At 70.8% G+C, this 18,102-nt stretch carries 17 protein-coding genes and 3 tRNA genes; 18 read left to right on the top strand and 2 right to left on the bottom strand.

From position 1 onward, the window contains the following. Nucleotides 1-223: 223 nt before the first annotated feature. From RM590_RS00765 to RM590_RS00705, 13 genes are all read left to right on the top strand, one after another. Nucleotides 224-3,622 carry a sensor histidine kinase gene (locus tag RM590_RS00765; protein WP_311702305.1) on the top strand — a complete coding sequence of 1,133 codons (3,399 nt, stop codon included), beginning with the start codon at nucleotides 224-226 and terminating at the stop codon, nucleotides 3,620-3,622. 19 nt (nucleotides 3,623-3,641) lie between these two features. Beyond that, nucleotides 3,642-4,055 (top strand): roadblock/LC7 domain-containing protein, encoded by a 414-nt coding sequence (locus RM590_RS00760; protein WP_062206445.1) that lies wholly within the window; start codon nucleotides 3,642-3,644, stop codon nucleotides 4,053-4,055. Nucleotides 4,056-4,125: 70 nt separating this feature from the next. Continuing rightward, a complete protein-coding gene (locus RM590_RS00755; RefSeq protein WP_394813769.1) occupies nucleotides 4,126-4,536 on the top strand; it encodes a DUF742 domain-containing protein in 411 nt (136 codons plus the stop codon). After that, nucleotides 4,517-5,110 carry a GTP-binding protein gene (locus tag RM590_RS00750; protein WP_311702302.1) on the top strand — a complete coding sequence of 198 codons (594 nt, stop codon included), beginning with the start codon at nucleotides 4,517-4,519 and terminating at the stop codon, nucleotides 5,108-5,110. Before RM590_RS00755 ends, RM590_RS00750 begins: the two co-directional genes overlap by 20 nt. Nucleotides 5,111-5,389: 279 nt before the next feature. Beyond that, nucleotides 5,390-8,236 (top strand): sensor histidine kinase, encoded by a 2,847-nt coding sequence (locus RM590_RS00745; RefSeq protein ID WP_394813750.1) that lies wholly within the window; start codon nucleotides 5,390-5,392, stop codon nucleotides 8,234-8,236. 10 nt (nucleotides 8,237-8,246) lie between these two features. Continuing rightward, nucleotides 8,247-8,660: a roadblock/LC7 domain-containing protein gene (locus RM590_RS00740; RefSeq protein ID WP_062206445.1), complete on the top strand. Its 414-nt coding sequence runs from the start codon at nucleotides 8,247-8,249 to the stop codon at nucleotides 8,658-8,660. A gap of 102 nt (nucleotides 8,661-8,762) precedes the next feature. Continuing rightward, the gene (locus RM590_RS00735) at nucleotides 8,763-9,425 is read left to right on the top strand and encodes a DUF742 domain-containing protein (protein ID WP_311702300.1); all 663 of its coding nucleotides are present in this window, start codon (nucleotides 8,763-8,765) and stop codon (nucleotides 9,423-9,425) included. Continuing rightward, nucleotides 9,406-9,999, top strand: a complete 594-nt coding sequence (locus RM590_RS00730; protein WP_311702299.1) for a GTP-binding protein — start codon at nucleotides 9,406-9,408, stop codon at nucleotides 9,997-9,999. Before RM590_RS00735 ends, RM590_RS00730 begins: the two co-directional genes overlap by 20 nt. Before the next feature lie 63 nt (nucleotides 10,000-10,062). Then, nucleotides 10,063-10,845 carry a fumarylacetoacetate hydrolase family protein gene (locus tag RM590_RS00725; RefSeq protein WP_311702298.1) on the top strand — a complete coding sequence of 261 codons (783 nt, stop codon included), beginning with the start codon at nucleotides 10,063-10,065 and terminating at the stop codon, nucleotides 10,843-10,845. Beyond that, on the top strand, nucleotides 10,829-12,313 hold the full coding sequence (gltX, locus tag RM590_RS00720) for a glutamate--tRNA ligase (RefSeq protein WP_311702297.1): 1,485 nt from the start codon (nucleotides 10,829-10,831) through the stop codon (nucleotides 12,311-12,313). Before RM590_RS00725 ends, gltX begins: the two co-directional genes overlap by 17 nt. A gap of 143 nt (nucleotides 12,314-12,456) precedes the next feature. Beyond that, nucleotides 12,457-12,528, top strand: a tRNA-Gln gene (locus RM590_RS00715). 22 nt (nucleotides 12,529-12,550) lie between these two features. Further along, nucleotides 12,551-12,623 (top strand) — tRNA-Glu (locus RM590_RS00710). Nucleotides 12,624-12,652: 29 nt separating this feature from the next. Further along, nucleotides 12,653-12,725 (top strand) — tRNA-Glu (locus RM590_RS00705). Between the two features lie 52 nt (nucleotides 12,726-12,777). Here the strand turns inward: RM590_RS00705 and RM590_RS00700 are convergent. Then, nucleotides 12,778-13,455 carry a MerR family transcriptional regulator gene (locus tag RM590_RS00700; protein ID WP_311702296.1) on the bottom strand — a complete coding sequence of 226 codons (678 nt, stop codon included), beginning with the start codon at nucleotides 13,453-13,455 and terminating at the stop codon, nucleotides 12,778-12,780. Between the two features lie 118 nt (nucleotides 13,456-13,573). Between RM590_RS00700 and RM590_RS00695 the strand changes: the two genes are divergently transcribed. Continuing rightward, nucleotides 13,574-14,056, top strand: a complete 483-nt coding sequence (locus RM590_RS00695; RefSeq protein WP_311702295.1) for a DUF4188 domain-containing protein — start codon at nucleotides 13,574-13,576, stop codon at nucleotides 14,054-14,056. Between the two features lie 31 nt (nucleotides 14,057-14,087). Here the strand turns inward: RM590_RS00695 and RM590_RS00690 are convergent, their stop codons facing one another. Next, entirely contained in the window at nucleotides 14,088-14,816 is a 729-nt protein-coding gene (locus RM590_RS00690) for an IclR family transcriptional regulator (protein ID WP_311702294.1), read from the bottom strand. 166 nt (nucleotides 14,817-14,982) lie between these two features. Between RM590_RS00690 and leuC the strand changes: the two genes are divergently transcribed. The 4 genes from leuC (at nucleotide 14,983) to RM590_RS00670 (ending at nucleotide 18,093) form a co-directional block, all read left to right on the top strand. Next, on the top strand, nucleotides 14,983-16,407 hold the full coding sequence (gene leuC, locus RM590_RS00685; protein WP_311702292.1) for a 3-isopropylmalate dehydratase large subunit: 1,425 nt from the start codon (nucleotides 14,983-14,985) through the stop codon (nucleotides 16,405-16,407). Nucleotides 16,408-16,410: 3 nt separating this feature from the next. Then, on the top strand, nucleotides 16,411-17,007 hold the full coding sequence (gene leuD, locus RM590_RS00680) for a 3-isopropylmalate dehydratase small subunit (protein ID WP_311702291.1): 597 nt from the start codon (nucleotides 16,411-16,413) through the stop codon (nucleotides 17,005-17,007). A gap of 124 nt (nucleotides 17,008-17,131) precedes the next feature. Then, nucleotides 17,132-17,386: an SCO5555 family protein gene (locus tag RM590_RS00675; RefSeq protein WP_311702290.1), complete on the top strand. Its 255-nt coding sequence runs from the start codon at nucleotides 17,132-17,134 to the stop codon at nucleotides 17,384-17,386. Between the two features lie 125 nt (nucleotides 17,387-17,511). Continuing rightward, complete coding sequence (locus RM590_RS00670; RefSeq protein WP_311702289.1) at nucleotides 17,512-18,093, top strand: HU family DNA-binding protein; 582 nt, start codon at nucleotides 17,512-17,514, stop codon at nucleotides 18,091-18,093. Nucleotides 18,094-18,102: the final 9 nt, after the last annotated feature.

The raw sequence follows: 18,102 nt of genomic DNA, 5'->3' as shown, positions 1-18,102 counted from the left end.
GGTCCATTCCGGGCCCTTGTTGGAGATCGGCCTCTGTGCTGGAATTCCACGGACCGCCGCGGGTCGGCCACACAGTGCGGGGGCGCACGCCAGCGTCACAACACGGCTGATCACAGAAACGTGTCGGTCATCCACACGACCGAAACGGGGCTCGCGTGTCCCCGACTCGACACCCGTCACGCCGCAGCAGCGGCGGGCTTGAGGTCCAGAGGTTGCGACGCTAGTGCAGGGACGTTTCAAGAGGGAAGGCAGCGCTGCGGGGGATGCGGAGCCGAGTGGCGCGGACGACCGCGGCTCCTCCGCGGGGCCTGCCCTGAGCGGCGACCCGGCACGTTCGGTCGGGGCCGGCGAGCAGCCGCCCCGCGGCCGGGCCCCCGAGGATGCCGCCGCGGACACCCCCGCACCGAGCCGCCCGAGTCAGGCCGGCTCCCGGCTCGCCCTGCGCAACTGGCGCATCAGCACCCGACTGGTCTCGCTGATCGCCCTGCCGGTGGTCGCCGCGACCGTGCTCGGCGGGCTGCGCATCCAGGGCTCGATGGACGACATCGAGCAACTGGACAACATGCAGCTCCTCACCGAGATGACACAGCAGGCGACGCTCCTGGCCGCCGCCCTCCAGGAGGAGCGCGACCGTTCGGCCGGCCCGCTGATCAGTGACGGCAACCCCAAGAGCGACGAGGTCGCCGGGCCGCGCGAGCGCACCGACGAGGCGATCGACGCGTTCAGCGACGCGACCCTCAAGATCGACAACACCGACCCGGCCATGCGCAGCGTCCGGGCCACGGTCGTCGACATCGGCAGCCGGCTGAACGAGCTCAGCCAGATCCGCAACCAGGCGTACGAGAACCCGGAATACGTCTCGCAGACCATCAGCCAGTACAACGAGCTGATCGAGGCCCTGCTCGGCCTGTCCCAGGACATGGCCCAGGCCACCAGCAACAGCGAGATGATCCAGAGCACCCGCGCGCTGGCCACGTTCTCCTCCGCCAAGGAGCACGCCTCCATCCAGCGGGCCGTGATCACCGCCGGCCTCGCCCGCGAGGAGACCGAGGGCATCGCCGCGCTGTCCGACAGCGACTGGCGCTTCGGCCGCGACCACCAGCAGAGCGAGGAATCCGCACTCGACAGCTTCACCCTGGTCTACGGCAACGAGAGCGAGGCCCACCGGCTGCTGGAGCCGCTGGAGGGCGGCATCACCAACGTCGTCTCGGCCAACCAGTTCGCGCTCCAGGTCTTCGCCGCCGAGGAGGGCATCCGCAGCGAGGACCGCACCTACCGCGACTGGTACGACCAGGACCGCGACAAGATCGAGGCGATGGACAACATCGAGCGCACCCTGCTCGATGAGATGGAGGCCCAGGCCAGCGCCCTGCGCGACGAGGCCCAGCGCGACGCCATCCTCAACGGCGCGATCGTCGTCCTCGTCCTCGGCATCTCGCTCGTCGGCGCGTTCGTCGTCGCCCGCTCCATGGTCCGCTCGCTGCGCCGCCTCCAGGACACCGCCCAGGAAGTCGCCCGCAAGCGGCTGCCCGAGGTCGTCAAGCAGATGTCCGAGGCCGAGCCGGAGGACGTCAACACCACCGTCGAGTCCGTGGGTGTGCACACCCGCGACGAAATCGGCAAGGTGGCCCAGGCGTTCGACGACGTTCACCGCGAGGCGGTCCGCCTCGCCGGTGAGCAGGCCCTGCTGCGGGGCAACGTGAACGCGATGTTCACCAACCTCTCCCGCCGCAGCCAGGGCCTCATCCAGCGCCAGCTTTCGCTCATCTCCGAACTGGAGTCCCGCGAGGCCGACCCGGACCAGTTGTCGTCGCTGTTCAAGCTGGACCACCTCGCCACCCGCATGCGCCGCAACGGTGAGAACCTGCTGGTTCTCGCCGGTGAGGAGCCGGGCCGCCGGTGGACCCGCCCCGTGCCGCTGGTCGACGTGCTGCGTGCCGCCGCCTCCGAGGTGGAGCAGTACGAACGCATCGAGCTGAGCGCCGTGCCCAAGACGGACGTCGCCGGCCGCGTCGTCAACGACCTCGTGCACCTCCTGGCCGAGCTGCTGGAGAACGCCACCTCCTTCTCCTCGCCGCAGACCAAGGTGAAGGTCACCGGTCACGCGCTGCCCGACGGCCGCGTCCTGGTCGAGATCCACGACACCGGCATCGGCCTGTCCCCCGAGGACCTCGCCGAGATCAACGACCGGCTGGCCAACCCGCCGACGGTGGACGTCTCCGTCTCCCGCCGCATGGGCCTGTTCGTGGTCGGCCGCCTGTCCCTGCGCCACAACATCCGCATCCAGTTGCGGCCCTCGGACTCCGGCGGCACCACCGCCCTGGTCATGCTGCCCGCCGACGTCGCCCAGGGCCCCGGCCGTCCCCGGCCGGGCAGCGGCCCGGTCGGCGGCGCCCCGGCCACCGCGACGCTGCACCGCGAGACCCCGCCCGTCCGGCGCCCGCCCGGCGCGACCGACACCCGCGGCGACTCCGGGCCCGACACCGCTCAACTCCCGGGCTGGAACCGGAGCCTGGAGCGCACCGCCGAGCAGTCCCGCGGCCAGGTCCGCCCGTCCCAGGAACGCCCGGCCCTGCCGTCCCGGCCGGCCGCGCCCACCGGACCCGCCGCGGTGCCCGAGCCGGGCGAGCCGCAGCCGCCCGTGGCGCCGCGCGTCCCGCCGCCGCCCCCCGAGCCCGTCGCCCCGGCCGAGTCGCCGGTGGCCGGCGGAGCGCCGGGCGGCCGGCCGAGCTGGGCCACCGTCGGCGAGGACAGCGGCCGAATACCCGTCGCGCGGGAGAGCATGGACGCCCCGCGGGGGCACGACGAGGCGGAGTCGACGGGCGAGTACGCCCGCCCCGGCTACGTCGGTGCCACCGGCGGCGCTCCCACCTCGCCCCTGTCCGGCGCGTTCGGTCACCGTCAGCAGCGGCCGCAACAGCCCGACGACACCACCGAGTTCACCTTCCCGAACGCCGCCACGCCGCGCGGCGCCGGGACGGCGCCCGCCCGCGAGAGCCGCCAAGGCGTCCAGGACACCGGCGAGTTCCCGGTGGCGGAGCCTCCGCAGCGCGCCCCGCAGCAGCACCGGCCCGACGAGCTGCGCGACCCGCTGCCGCCCGCGGCGCCGGAGCGCCCCTCCGAACGCACGCCGATCTTCGAGGAGATGGAGTCGACGTGGTTCGGCCTCCGCCGGGCCACCGCGCCGCCGCCTCCCGCGCCCGCCCGGGAACCGGCCGCTCCGCCGCAGGCCCAGGCGCCCGCTCCGCCGCCCGTCCAGCGGCAGCCCGTCGCCCCGCCCACCGTTCAGCGCCCCGCGTCCGGCGGCGAGCCGAGCGCGCCCTGGCGGCCGTCGCCCAACGACGAACGCTGGCGCCAGGCGGAGCAGTTGCGTCAGCCCACCGCGGGCGGCGTCACTAACTCGGGTCTTCCGCGGCGCGTTCCGCGTGCCAACCTCGTGGCCGGTGCCGCGCAGCAGTCGCAGCAGCAGGCCGCCGCTCCCTCGGGACCGTTGGTCTCCCGCCGCCCGGACGACGTCCGGGGCCGGCTGACCAACCTCCGCCGGGGAATCCAGCAGGGGCGCCAGGCCGGTACCGCGGCCGGCCGCAACGACCGGGGCTTCGGCCCCACGTACCAGCAGTAGGAGCGTTAGTGTGAGCCCGATGAGCCAGGCGGCGCAGAACCTGAACTGGTTGATCACCAGCTTCGTGGAGAACACCCCGGGGGTGTCGCACACGGTGGTGGTGTCCGCTGATGGTCTTCTTCTGGCGTTGTCCGAGGGGTTTCCGCGGGATCGTGCTGATCAGTTGGCGGCGGTGGCTTCGGGGCTGACGTCGTTGACGGCTGGTGCGTCGCGGATCTTCGAGGGTGGTGCGGTGAATCAGACGGTGGTGGAGATGGAGCGGGGGTTCCTCTTCATCATGTCGATTTCGGATGGTTCGTCGTTGGCGGTGTTGGCGCATCCGGAGGCCGATATCGGTCTGGTGGGGTACGAGATGGCTCTGCTGGTCGATCGTGCGGGTACGGTTCTGACTCCCGACCTCCGCGCGGAACTTCAAGGAAGTCTGCTTAACTGACCCCCAGCTCCCCCCACATGAGCACCACCATCCGCCTCGCCGATCTCATGTAACGCTCGGAGGAGCTATGATCACCCCGCCACCCTCGCAGGGCTCGTACGGTGCTCCGCATCATTACGGCTCGTTCGACGACGAGGGCGACCAGCCGCTGGTGCGTCCGTACGCGATGACCGGTGGCCGGACCCGGCCGCGGTATCAGCTCGCGATCGAGGCGTTGGTGAGCACCACGGCCGAGCCGATGCAGTTGCAGGGGCTGCTGCCGGAGCACCAGCGGATCTGCCAGCTCTGCCTCGAGGTGAAGTCGGTGGCGGAGGTGTCGGCGCTGCTGGGGATGCCGCTGGGGGTGGCCCGAATCCTGGTGGCGGACCTGGCCGAGGCGGGGCTGGTGGCGATCCACCAGCCGGGTCATGACGCAGAGCCCGGTGGCCAGCCAGATGTGACACTGCTCGAAAGGGTGCTCAGTGGACTTCGCAAGCTCTAGCGCCGCGGGCCGGCCGGCGCCCTCCCAGTCGACCACCTCCGCGAAGATCGTGATCGCGGGTGGGTTCGGCGTGGGGAAGACCACGTTTGTGGGGTCGGTGTCGGAGATCAATCCGCTGCGGACCGAGGCGGTGATGACGTCGGCGTCGGCGGGGATCGACGATCTGACGCATACGGCGGGGAAGACCACCACGACGGTGGCGATGGACTTCGGGCGTATCACGCTGGATCAGGATTTGATCCTGTACCTGTTCGGGACGCCCGGGCAGGATCGTTTCTGGTTCATGTGGGACGACTTGGTGCGCGGTGCGATCGGTGCGATCGTGCTGGTGGACACGCGCCGGCTGGCGGACTGTTTCCCGGCGGTGGACTACTTCGAGAACAGCGGCCTGCCGTTCGTGATCGCCCTCAACGGCTTCGACGGACACCAGCCCTACTCCCCGGAAGAAGTCCGCGAAGCACTCCAGATCGGACCGGACACCCCCATCATCGTGACCGACGCCCGGGTCCGGGCCGAGGCGAAGAGCGCGCTGATCACCCTCGTCGAGCACGCCCTGCTCGCCCGGCTGCACTGATCGTACGGGCCGCACGGCCTGTGGCATTGAACACGTCTCCTTCCGAAGTCCACGACAATTCAAGAGGCGAACCACACGGAATACGCACGCCCGGCGAGCGTTCCGTTCCTCTCCGCACACGAAAACCCGGTCTTTTGCCGTTCTCGGCCGCAATGCCCGATTTCACTCATTCATGGTTGGCTGAAATCGGGATGGCTCAGGGGATTGGAAAGTCAAGTCCCGACGTGCTGGAATCCACCCAACTCCGCAGTCGTGACAGCCGGCAGCCACGCCCCGCCGATGCCGAGAGGTGACAGCCCAGTGAGGCGCAGCAGCGCGAGCCCCGACGGCCCGACGACCCCGGGAGACCCCCGTGGGTCCGGGAGGGGCAACTTCACACCGCCGTCGGTCACCGTACCGCCGGCCGGTCAGCCGCCCGCGCCCCCGGCGACCGGCTCCAGACTCGCGCCCCGCAACTGGCGGGTGGCCACCAAGCTGTACGCGATCCTCCTGATCCCTGTGCTGGTCGCCCTCGCGCTGGGTGGCTTCCGTGTCTACGACGCGTACGACACCTGGCAGGAGGCCGACGACGCCGAGCGCATAGCGGAGTTGGTGCAGGCGTCCACCGCCTACGCCCACGCGCTGATCGACGAGCGCGACGTCACCGCCGGCGCGCTGCTGAGGGGCGAGACGGAGGATCCCGTCATCGGCGAGGCGCGTCAGCGCACCGATGAGGCGCGTGCCGTGTTCCACGCGCGGGTCGAGGACGCCCCGCAAAGCGCCAGCCTGCGGCGCCGGATCGACGCCGTCACCGAGGCCGAGCCCCGGCTCGACGGGCTCCGCGAGCAGGCGTTCACCGACCAGCTCCCGGGTGTCGAGACCGAGGAGGGGTACGTCACCATTCAGCACCCCCTGATGTCGCTGGCCAACGAACTCGGCCTGGGCACCGCGAACATCACCTCCTACGGCCGCGCGGTGTACGCCGTCTCGCTGGCCAAGGCGGCCAGTTCGCTGCAACGGTCCATCGGCACCCATCTGCTGGTCGCCCCCGGGCCGGGCGAGGAGGCCGCCGCCCTCCAGCTCACCGCGTTCGGCTCCTACGCGTATCTGGAGGACATCGCCCGCGCCGAGTTCGGCTCGGCCGGCACCCCCCAGGACATCCGGCGGCTCTCCGACGCGATGGCCGCGGGCGCCCCGCCGAGCTCTCCCGACCTGGCCACCATGGTGTCGCTCATCGCGGGGGGCGGCCCGGCCGGTGACCTGGCCGCCGAGGGCGTCACCGAGGAGAGCTGGTTCACGGCGGCGACCGCCGAGTTCGAGGCCTACCGGACCGTCGAGCGCGAGCTGGTCGACACCGCCGTGGCCGAGGCGCAGGACATCGCCGCCACCGCTCGCCGGGACATGATCGTCAACTCCGTCGTCGTGCTCGGCTCCCTGGTGATCGCCTTTGTGCTGGCCGCGCTGATGGCCCGGTCGATGAGCCGCAACATGAGCCGCCTGCGCGGCGCCGCCTTCGAGGTGGCCGAGCAGCGCCTGCCGACCCTGGTCGACCAGCTCTCGCGCACCAACCCCGGCGACGTGGACACCCGCGTGGCGCCCATCGACATCAACAGCCAGGACGAGATCGGCGAGGTGGCCCGGGCGTTCGACCAGGTCCACCGCGAGGCCGTGCGCCTCGCCGCCGAACAGGCCCTGCTGCGCGGCAACGTGAACGCCATCTTCACCAACCTCTCCAGCCGCAACCAGGGCCTCATCGAGCGCCAACTCGGCCTGATCAGCGACCTGGAGAACAACGAGGCCGACCCCGAGCAGCTCGAGAACCTCTTCAAGCTGGACCACCTGGCCACCCGCATGCGCCGCAACGGTGAGAACCTGCTGGTCCTCGCCGGTGAGGAGCCGGGGAACCGGTGGAACCAGCCCGTGGCGCTGGTCGACGTGATGCGCGCCGCCGCCTCCGAGGTCGAGGCGTACGCCCGCATCGAGCTGACCGGCGTCCCGGAGTGCGAGATCCACGGCGCGGTCGTCAACGACCTGGTGCACCTCCTCGCCGAACTGCTGGAGAACGCCACCACGTTCTCCTCGCCGCAGACCAAGGTGCGGGTGACCGCCACCCGGCTGCCGGACGGCCGGATCATGATCGAGATCCATGACAAGGGCATCGGCCTCACCCAGGAGGACTTCGCCGAGATCAACAAGCGGCTGGCGGACCCGCCGGCCGTGGACGCCGCCATCTCCCGGCGCATGGGGCTCTACGTGGTCGGCCGGCTCGCCGAGCGGCACGGGATCCGCGTCCAACTCCGCCCCTCCGGCGAGCAGTCGGGCACCACCTCGCTGGTGATGCTGCCCGAGCGGATCACCCACGGCGGCAGCGCCCCGCAGCCGCCCGAGCAGGAGTTCAGCGTCTCGCGGATCGTTCCCGACGAGTCGTACATCTCCGAGGCCGACCGCCAGGCCGGTGCCCGGACCGCCGCCGAACTGGGCTTCGACGACTCGCGTTACGCGACGCCCGGCGACACCGTCGCCCTCTCCGTGGTCGGCCACGCCCTGCCGGGCGGCGGAGCGCCGGGCCAGGAGCCGCCCCGCGAACTGCCGGGGGAGCCGCCGGCACCCGCCGACCCGCGGTTCGCGCCGCCCGTCGGGGAGGACGAACACGCCACCCGGGCACCCGGATTCGGCGCGTTCCAGCCACACACACAATCTCCTCACAGTGGTCCCGGGAACGGCGCACAGCGCGTAGGCTTCAGTGGACCGGATCCGCTCGCGGCGGAGTACCGCTCGACGACCGGCGCGGGGCTTCCCCGCCGCGAACGACACTGGCAGCCCGAGGAGGAGCCGGCACAGCCACTGCGGGAAGAACCCCCGGCGTACCAGACCCCGGCGCACCACGCCCCCGAGGAGGCGCGGTGGGAGCGCGGGCCACGCCGGGAGGAGCGCACCGGCGGCGTCACCTCCTCCGGCCTCCCCCGGCGAGTACCGCGCGCCAATCTGGCCGAGCACACTCCTGTGGAGCCCGTGCCGGAGGGGCCCGCCGTCTCCCGGGATCCGAATGACGTCCGCGGCAGGCTCAGCAGCCTGCACCGCGGGGTACAGCAGGGCCGCGGCGCGAGCGGTGGCCGCGGCACGCAGAACAACGATCAGGAGCGTTAGTGTGAGCCCGATGAGCCAGGCGGCGCAGAACCTGAACTGGTTGATCACCAGCTTCGTGGAGAACACCCCGGGGGTGTCGCACACGGTGGTGGTGTCCGCTGATGGTCTTCTTCTGGCGTTGTCCGAGGGGTTTCCGCGGGATCGTGCTGATCAGTTGGCGGCGGTGGCTTCGGGGCTGACGTCGTTGACGGCTGGTGCGTCGCGGATCTTCGAGGGTGGTGCGGTGAATCAGACGGTGGTGGAGATGGAGCGGGGGTTCCTCTTCATCATGTCGATTTCGGATGGTTCGTCGTTGGCGGTGTTGGCGCATCCGGAGGCCGATATCGGTCTGGTGGGGTACGAGATGGCTCTGCTGGTCGATCGTGCGGGTACGGTTCTGACTCCCGACCTCCGCGCCGAGCTGCAGGGGAGCTTGCTCAACTAGTAGACGACTTGTGCGGATTGGGGCCGCGCCCCATAAGGTGCGGGCATGGCGAAGCGATGAGCGCGGCGTCCGCGGACAGCGAAGGCAGTCGGAGGAGGAACTGTGGCAACGCCCCCAGGCGGACCTTACGGCAACGAGTACCCGGCGCAGCCACACGGCGGTGGCCGCACCGGGCGCTTCAACTTCCCCTCGGCGCCCAGCGGCGGACACCGGCGGCCCATGCCGGAACGGCACGCGGCCGCGCGGCCGGAGTCCGAGCCCGGCCCCGAGGCGCGGCGCACGCCGCCGCCCCAGCCGGGAGCGGCCCGCCCGCCCGGACCGGGCCCGGACGGCCGGGGGGTGCCGGAGCGCGAGGAGTGGCCGGCGCAGCCCTCCCAGCAGCAGCCGCCCGAGCGGCCGCGGCGCGCCGGCGACGGAGAGGTCCCGCAGCCGCTGGTGCGTCCGTACGCGATGACCGGTGGCCGGACCCGGCCGCGGTATCAGCTCGCGATCGAGGCGTTGGTGAGCACCACGGCCGAGCCGATGCAGTTGCAGGGCCAGTTGCCGGAGCACCAGCGGATCTGCCAGCTCTGCTACGAGGTCAAGTCCGTCGCCGAGGTCTCCGCGCTGCTCTCCATCCCGCTTGGGGTCGCGCGGATTCTGGTGGCCGATCTCGCCGAGGCCGGGCTTGTCGCCATTCACCAGCCGGGTCATGACGCAGAGCCCGGTGGCCAGCCAGATGTGACACTGCTCGAAAGGGTGCTCAGTGGACTTCGCAAGCTCTAACGACGCCGGTCTCTCCGCGCCGTCGCGTTCCACGACCTCCGCGAAGATCGTGATCGCGGGTGGGTTCGGCGTGGGGAAGACCACGTTTGTGGGGTCGGTGTCGGAGATCAATCCGCTGCGGACCGAGGCGGTGATGACGTCGGCGTCGGCGGGGATCGACGATCTGACGCATACGGCGGGGAAGACCACCACGACGGTGGCGATGGACTTCGGGCGTATCACGCTGGATCAGGATTTGATCCTGTATCTGTTCGGGACGCCCGGGCAGGATCGTTTCTGGTTCATGTGGGACGACTTGGTGCGCGGTGCGATCGGTGCGATCGTGCTGGTGGACACGCGCCGGCTGGCGGACTGTTTCCCGGCGGTGGACTACTTCGAGAACAGCGGCCTGCCGTTCGTGATCGCCCTCAACGGCTTCGACGGACACCAGCCCTACTCCCCGGAAGAAGTCCGCGAAGCACTCCAGATCGGGCCCGACGCCCCGATCATCACCACCGACGCGCGTCACCGCACGGAGGCGAAGAGCGCGCTGATCACCCTCGTCGAGCACGCCCTGATGGCCCGCCTGCGCTGAGACCCCGGCCGTCCGGCCTCTCGGACTCCAGGGTCCGGGAGGCCGTTGGCTAGGCTTGGCGCCGTGCGCATCGCCAGATTCTCCATCGACGGCACCGTCGGCTTCGGCGTGCTGGAACCCGATCCGTCCCAGGGCGGGGAGCTCGCCCTCGACATCATCAAGGGCCACCCCTTCGCCGAGTTCGAACGCTCGGGCCGCCGGGTGCCGCTGAGTAAGGTCCGGCTGCTGCCGCCGGTGCTGCCGAGCAAGATCGTGGCCATCGGGCGGAACTACGCCGAGCACGCCCGGGAGCTGGGCAACGAGGTGCCCGACGTCCCGGTCACCTTCTTCAAGCCCTCCACCTCGGTGATCGGCTCCGGCGACGAGATCTCCTACCCGGCCATCTCCTCCGATGTGCACCACGAGGCGGAGCTCGCCGTGGTCATCGGCCGGCTCTGCCGGGACGTCCCGCGCGAGCGCGCCCGCGACGTCATCCTCGGCTACACCTGCGCCAACGACCTCACCGCGCGCGACGTTCAGCAGCGCGAGAGCCAGTGGGCGCGGGCCAAGGGCTTCGACACCTCCTGCCCGCTCGGCCCCTGGATCGAGACCGACCTCGACCCCTCCGACCTCGCGATCATGTGCACGGTCAACGGCGAGCAGCGGCAGCTCGGCCGCACCAGCGAGATGGTGCGCGGCGTCGAGGACCTGATCGTGCACATCACCGAGTCGATGACCCTGCTGCCGCAGGACGTCATCCTCACCGGCACCCCGGCGGGCGTCGGACCCCTCCACGTCGGCGACGAGGTCGCCGTCACCATCGAAGGCATCGGCACTCTCACCAACAAGGTTGTCAAGCGTGACTAGCGTTCGCGTCCGTTTCTGCCCCTCCCCGACCGGCAACCCGCACGTCGGCCTCGTCCGCACCGCCCTGTTCAACTGGGCCTACGCGCGCCACCACGGCGGGACCCTGGTCCTGCGCATCGAGGACACCGACGTGGCCCGGGACTCCGAGGAGTCCTACGAGGCCCTGCTGGACTCCCTGCGCTGGCTCGGCCTGGACTGGGACGAGGGCCCGGAGGCGGGCGGACCGCACGAGCCCTACCGCCAGTCGCGGCGGATGGACGTCTACGCCGATGTCGCCGGCAAGCTGCTGCGGGCCGGCCATGCCTATCACTGCTACTGCACCGCGGAGGAGCTGGAGGCCCGCCGGGAGGCCGCCCGCAAGGCCGGCCGGCCCTCCGGGTACGACGGCGCGTGCCGCTCGCTGTCCGAGGCGCAGATGGCCGCCTACGAGGCCGAGGGACGCAAGCCCATCGTGCGCTTCCGGATGCCCGACGAGCCGATCACGTTCACCGACCTGGTGCGCGGCGAGCTCACCTTCACCCCGGAGAACGTGCCCGACTACGGCATCGTCCGGGCCAACGGCGCCCCGCTCTACACGCTCGTCAACCCGGTGGACGACGCGCTGATGGAGATCACCCACGTCCTGCGCGGCGAGGACCTGCTGTCCTCCACCCCTCGCCAAATCGCGCTCTACCGCGCGCTGGCGGAGATCGGCGTGGGCAACGGCGCGACGCCCGCGTTCGGGCATCTGCCGTATGTGATGGGCGAGGGCAACAAGAAGCTCTCCAAGCGCGACCCGCAGTCCTCGCTCAACCTCTACCGGGACCGCGGCTTCCTGCCCTCGGGCCTGCTCAACTACCTGGCCCTGCTGGGCTGGTCGCTCGCCGAGGACCGGGACATCTTCTCCATGGCGGAGATGGTGGCCGCGTTCGACATCGGCGCGGTGAACGCCAACCCGGCGCGCTTCGACCTGAAGAAGGCCGAGGCGATCAACGCCACCCACATCCGCGAGCACCTGTCGGTGGAGCAGTTCATCGAGGCGTGCCAGCCGTGGCTGCGGGCCCCGCACGCGCCCTGGAAGCCGGAGGCGTACGACCCGGCCGCGTTCGCCGCGCTGGCGCCGCTCGCCCAGACTCGCGTCACGGTGCTGTCCGACATCACCGACAACGTCGACTTCCTCTTCCTCGACGAGCCGGTCTCCGACGAGCAGTCCTGGAGCAAGGCCATGAAGCCCGGCGCGGAGGCCGTGCTGGCCACGGCCCGGGAGCGGCTGGCCGCGGCCCCCGAGTGGACCGCGGAGGCGCTCAAGGAGGCCGTGCTGGCCGCCGGCGAGGAGCACGGGCTGAAGCTCGGCAAGGCCCAGGCCCCGGTCCGCGTGGCGGTCACCGGCCGCACCGTGGGCCTGCCGCTCTTCGAGTCCCTGGAGCTGCTGGGCCGCGAGCGCACCCTGGCCCGGGTCGACGCCGCCCTGTCCCGGCTGGCCGCCTGAGCGGGGCGCGGGGCCCCGGAACGGATCTCGTTTTGGGGCACCGTTCTCGATCGGGTATTGTTTGGCGCGTCGCAAGGGCGAGTCGGAGATCCGAATCCCGAGCGACCACCTGAGCAATACCCCCGAGTGGGGTTGCGTTTTGGTGGGGTATGGTGTAATTGGCAGCACGACTGATTCTGGTTCAGTTAGTCTAGGTTCGAGTCCTGGTACCCCAGCGCGATCTCTCAACAAGATCGAGCCCCCGTTGTGTAGCGGCCTAGCACGCTGCCCTCTCAAGGCAGTAGCGCCGGTTCGAATCCGGTCGGGGGTACTGGTCCGGGATGACCGGATCTGAGCAGGGCCCCCGTTGTGTAGCGGCCTAGCACGCTGCCCTCTCAAGGCAGTAGCGCCGGTTCGAATCCGGTCGGGGGTACTCGATCGCAGCAGGCCCCTCGTCGATGACGAGGGGCCTTTGCCATGCCGTCTCACCCCTCGCCCTCCGCGTCCGCCGCCGGGTCCGCGCCGGCGCCCCTGTTCGCGCCGAAGCGGCGCCCGGCCTCCTCGGCCTGGGCCAGCCGCCGCAGGGCGAGCAGCACCGGCTCGTAGAGCACGGTGAGCGCCACGGCGGCCTCCAACTGCGTGGTCGGCGCCTCGAACTCACCGATCAGCGCCAGCTCGTGCTCCGCGATCCCGGCCGCCGCCCGGCCATAGGGCAGCAGATGATCCACCTCGCAGGGATAGCCGAGGCGGATCAGCGTGGCGAGCGAGGAGATCAGCATGCGGTGCGCCGGATTCCCCGGCACGATCCGCCAGCCCAGCCGGCGCTGCACCTCCTCGGCCGTGCGCCCGGCCCGCTCCGTGGCCGCGTCGTCACCGGTGGTCGTGGGGCCGTGGGGGAGCGCGCCGACCGCCGTGCCCAGTCGGGAGAGCTGGTCGGACGACTCGTCCTCCACCGCGGCCAGCACCTCGCGCGCGGTGGCCACCGGCACCCGGCCGACCTGGACCAGCGCCCGCACCAGCCGCAGCCGGCGCAAGTGCTCCTCGTCGTAGTCGGCCTGGGTCGCGGTGATCCGCTCGCCCGGGGGCAGCAGCCCTTCCCGCAGGTAGTACTTGATCGTCGCGGTGGAGACCCCGCTGCGCTTGCTCAGCTCCGACAGCCGCATTCGCCGGCTCCCTTGCGCTTCTGGTTGGAGAGTGGCACTATCTAATCATGGATAGTGGAGCTATCCAAGTTGGATACCGGCGGTCGGCGCGACGGCCGGGAGCGCGGGGAGGCGTGCCATGGGACGACGGATCATCGAAGGGCGCATGACGGCGGCGGGCGGTCAGGGGGTGACGGTGTTCCTGATCGGCATGCGGATCAACAGTTTCTTGCGGCTGCGTAGCTGGTGGCCGGTCTTCACGGCGATGCCGAAGATGCTCAGGGAGCTGTCGCGGGACAAGGGCAGCGGATTCCTGGGATACCGGCTACTGTTCGGCGGTCCCCGCCTGATCTACGTGGTGCAGTACTGGGCGTCCCACGAGCAGTTGCTGGCCTATGCCTCGGCCCCCGACAAGCAGCACCGGCCCGCCTGGGCCGCGTTCAACCGCAGACTGCGGGCCGGCAAGGGGCGGGTGGGCTTCTGGCACGAGACCTATGTGGTCCCGGCGGGCGCGCACGAGGCGGTCTATGTGAACATGCCGGCGTTCGGCCTGGGTGCGGCGACCGAGGTGGTGCCGGTGGCCCGCCGCGGCGAGGGCGCCGCCGAGCGCCTGTCGCTGTGACCGGCCGGCCGCGGCGGCCGGAGGGGGATGGTCAGCCGTTCCGCTTGAGGGCCTCGGTGAGGCGTGCGGCGGCGTCCAGCAGCGCCTGGGCGTGCATCCGGCCCGGGTGGCGGGTCAGCCGCTCGATGGGCCCGGAGACGGACACCGCGGCGACCACGCGGTTGGACGGGCCGCGCACGGGCGCCGAGACCGAGGCGACGCCCGGCTCGCGCTCGCCGATCGACTGGGCCCAGCCGCGGCGCCGGACGCCGGAGAGCGCCGTGGCGGTGAAGCGGGCGCCCTGCAGGCCGTGGTGGAGCCGCTCCGGCTCCTCCCAGGCCAGCAGGATCTGGGCGGCGGAGCCGGCCTTCATCGGCAGCGTGGAGCCCACCGGCACGGTGTCGCGCAGGCCGGAGAGCCGCTCGGCCGCGGCGACGCAGATACGCATGTCGCCCTGGCGCCGGTAAAGCTGGGCGCTCTCACCTGTCACGTCGCGCAGATGTGTCAACACCGGCCCGGCGGCGGCCAGCAGCCGGTCCTCTCCGGCGGCGGCGGCGAGCTCGGCCAGGCGCGGGCCGAGCACGAAGCGGCCCTGCATGTCCCGGGCCAGCAGCCGGTGATACTCGAGCGCCACGGCCATCCGGTGCGCCGTCGGCCTGGCCAGCCCGGTCGCCCCGACCAGCCCGGCGAGCGTGGCCGGTCCGGATTCCAGGGCTCCCAGGACCAGAGCCGCCTTGTCCAGTACGCCCACTCCGCTGGAGTCGCCGCTAGAGTTGTCCATGCAACGATACTCGCGTCTCACAGTGTGAAACGCAAGTCCAATTTCCCGGGGGAAGCGCCAGGCTGGTGCCACGGTCCGCGTCACATGCGCGGGACGCGGCCACCGTCCGGTGCGAGGGGAACGGATGGCGGCCATGAGACCAGCGGCAAGCCCGGAAGGAAAAGCCATGGGACGGACACTGGCGGAGAAAGTCTGGGACGACCACGTCGTCCGGCGTGCGGAAGGAGAGCCCGATCTTCTCTACATCGATCTCCACCTGCTGCACGAGGTGACCAGCCCGCAGGCGTTCGACGGGCTGCGCAAGAGCGGGCGCCGGGTGCGCCGCACGGACCTCACCATCGCCACCGAGGACCACAACACCCCGACCCTCGACATCGACAAGCCGATCGCGGACCCCGTCTCCCGCACGCAGTTGGAGACCCTCCGGAAGAACTGTGCGGAGTTCGGCGTGCGGCTGCATCCGCTCGGCGACGCCGAGCAGGGCGTCGTCCATGTCGTCGGCCCGCAGCTCGGGCTGACGCAGCCGGGCACCACGGTGGTGTGCGGCGACAGCCACACCTCGACCCATGGTGCCTTCGGCGCGCTGGCGTTCGGCATCGGCACGAGCCAGGTGGAGCACGTGCTGGCCACCCAGACGCTGCCCATGGCCCCGTTCCGGACCATGGCGGTGACCGTGCTGGGCGAGCTGCCCGAGGGCGTCACCGCGAAGGACCTGATCCTGGCCATCATCGCCAAGATCGGCACCGGCGGCGGCCAGGGCTATGTCATCGAATACCGCGGCGAGGCCATCGAGAAGCTCTCGATGGAGGCGCGGATGACCATCTGCAACATGTCGATCGAGGCGGGCGCCCGGGCCGGCATGATCGCCCCCGACGAGACCACGTTCGCCTATCTCCGGGGACGCGACCACGCCCCGAGCGGCCCGGCGTGGGACGAGGCCGTGGCCTACTGGAAGACGCTGCGCACCGACGACGACGCCGTCTTCGACCACGAGGTGGTCATCGACGCCGCCGAGCTGGCCCCGTTCGTCACCTGGGGCACCAACCCCGGGCAGGGTGCGCCGCTGTCCTCCTCCGTGCCCGACCCGGCCTCGTTCGCCGACCCCGGCGAGCGCCTGGCGGCCGAGAAGGCGCTGGAGTACATGGGGCTTGAGCCCGGCCGCAGGCTGCGGGACATCACCGTGGACACCGTGTTCGTCGGCTCCTGCACCAACGGCCGTATCGAGGACCTGCGCTCGGCCGCCGCCGTGCTGGACGGCCGCAAGGTGGCCGACGGCGTACGGATGCTGGTGGTGCCCGGCTCCGTCCGCGTCGCCCTCCAGGCCGTCGAGGAGGGGCTGGACAAGGTGTTCACTGCGGCCGGCGCCGAGTGGCGGCACGCGGGTTGTTCGATGTGTCTCGGGATGAACCCGGACCAGCTCTCCCCGGGCGAGCGCTGCGCCTCCACCTCCAACCGCAACTTCGAGGGCAGGCAGGGCAAGGGCGGGCGCACCCACCTGGTCTCGCCGCAGGTCGCCGCGGCCACCGCCGTCACCGGTCACCTCGCGTCCCCGGCCGACCTGGCCGACGTTCCCACCCCCGTGGAGGTCTGAGTCATGGAAGCTTTCACCACGCACACCGGCCGGGCCGTCCCGCTGCGCCGTTCCAACGTGGACACCGACCAGATCATTCCGGCGCACTGGCTGAAGAAGGTCACGCGCGACGGGTTCGAGGACGGGCTGTTCGAGGCCTGGCGCAGGGACCCGGAGTTCGTGCTCAACCGCCCGGAGCGGCAAGGGGCCACGGTCCTGGTCGCCGGCTCCGACTTCGGCACCGGCTCCTCCCGCGAGCACGCGGTGTGGGCCCTGCAGAACTACGGCTTCAAGGCGGTCATCTCGTCCCGGTTCGCCGACATCTTCCGGGGCAACTCGCTGAAGAACGGCCTGCTGACCGTGGTGCTGCCGCAGGAGACCGTGGACGCGCTGTGGGAGCTGACCGAGGCCGACCCGACCGCCGCGGTCACCGTCGACCTGGTCGAGCGCAAGGTCACCGCCGGCGACATCGAGGCATCCTTCGAGCTCGACGAGAACGCCCGCTGGCGGTTGCTCGAAGGACTCGACGACATCAGCATCACCTTGCAGAACGAGGACGCGATCGCCGCCTTCGAGGAGCGGCGCCCCGGCTTCAAACCCGTTACCAGCAAAGCTTCTTGACGCTTCGTCATCAGATGCCCCCGTCGGCCCGGCCGACGGGGGCATCTGTGCTGACACCCCATCACGACACGGGCGTTGAGGGCTTAGGGGGCGATAACAGGCCCAAGGTGGCACAATCGGCCGCATGGAACGCGACGGTCAACTCGAACTCTACGACCGCGTCGCCGCTCGCCTGAGGGACGCGCACCGCAAGGTGCGATCCCTGCAAGTGCCGCAGGACGTACGGCAGGCCCTCACCCGGAAGCTGCTGATCATCACCGCGGCCGCCAAGCACGACCTGCCTGGCGCCGCCCGGCGTCTGGACCGGCTCATGGAGGACGTTGACGCGGGACGACTGCCCGCGAGCCGGGCGGGCGGCGACCGTGACGGATCTCCGTGATGGTCGAGTTCGTTGCGACACAAGGGTGATTCGCCCGTTTCGCGTTTGATTTGCGGAATATATCTGCCTAACGTGCGAAAAAGCTTGAACACATTCGTTCCAGCAAGGTCTGCGAAGGGGAAGACGTGAACAAGGCGCAACTCGTAGAAGCGATTGCCGACAAGCTCGGTGGCCGCCAGCAGGCGGCCGACGCCGTCGATATCGTGCTCGACGCCATCATCCGCGCGGTGGTCGCCGGTGAGCGGGTCTCGGTGACCGGCTTCGGCTCGTTCGAGAAGGTGGACCGGCCGGCCCGGTACGCGCGGAACCCCCAGACCGGCGAGCGGGTACGGGTCAAGAAGACCTCCGTGCCCCGCTTCCGCGCCGGTCAGGGCTTCAAGGACCTGGTCGCCGGGACCAAGAAGCTGCCCAAGCACGATGTCGCGGTGAAGAAGGCCCCGAAGGGAAGCCTTTCGGGCGGCGCGGCCACCAAGAAGGCCACCACCAAGAAGGCCGCGGCGAAGAAGGCCCCGGCCAAGAAGGCCGCCGCGAAGAAGACGACGGCCAAGAAGGCCACCGCGAAGAAGACGGCGGCGAAGAAGACGACGGCCAAGAAGGCCACCGCGAAGAAGGCCCCGGCGAAGAAGACGACGGCCAAGAAGGCGCCGGCCAAGCGGGCCCCGTCCCGCGCGACCACCGCCAAGAAGGCCACCGCACGACGCAAGTGACCAGGCCGC

It is taken from the genome of Streptomyces litchfieldiae (genome assembly GCF_031845365.1).
Lineage (GTDB): Bacteria > Actinomycetota > Actinomycetes > Streptomycetales > Streptomycetaceae > Streptomyces > Streptomyces litchfieldiae.
This window is presented reverse-complemented; position numbering and strand designations above follow the sequence as displayed.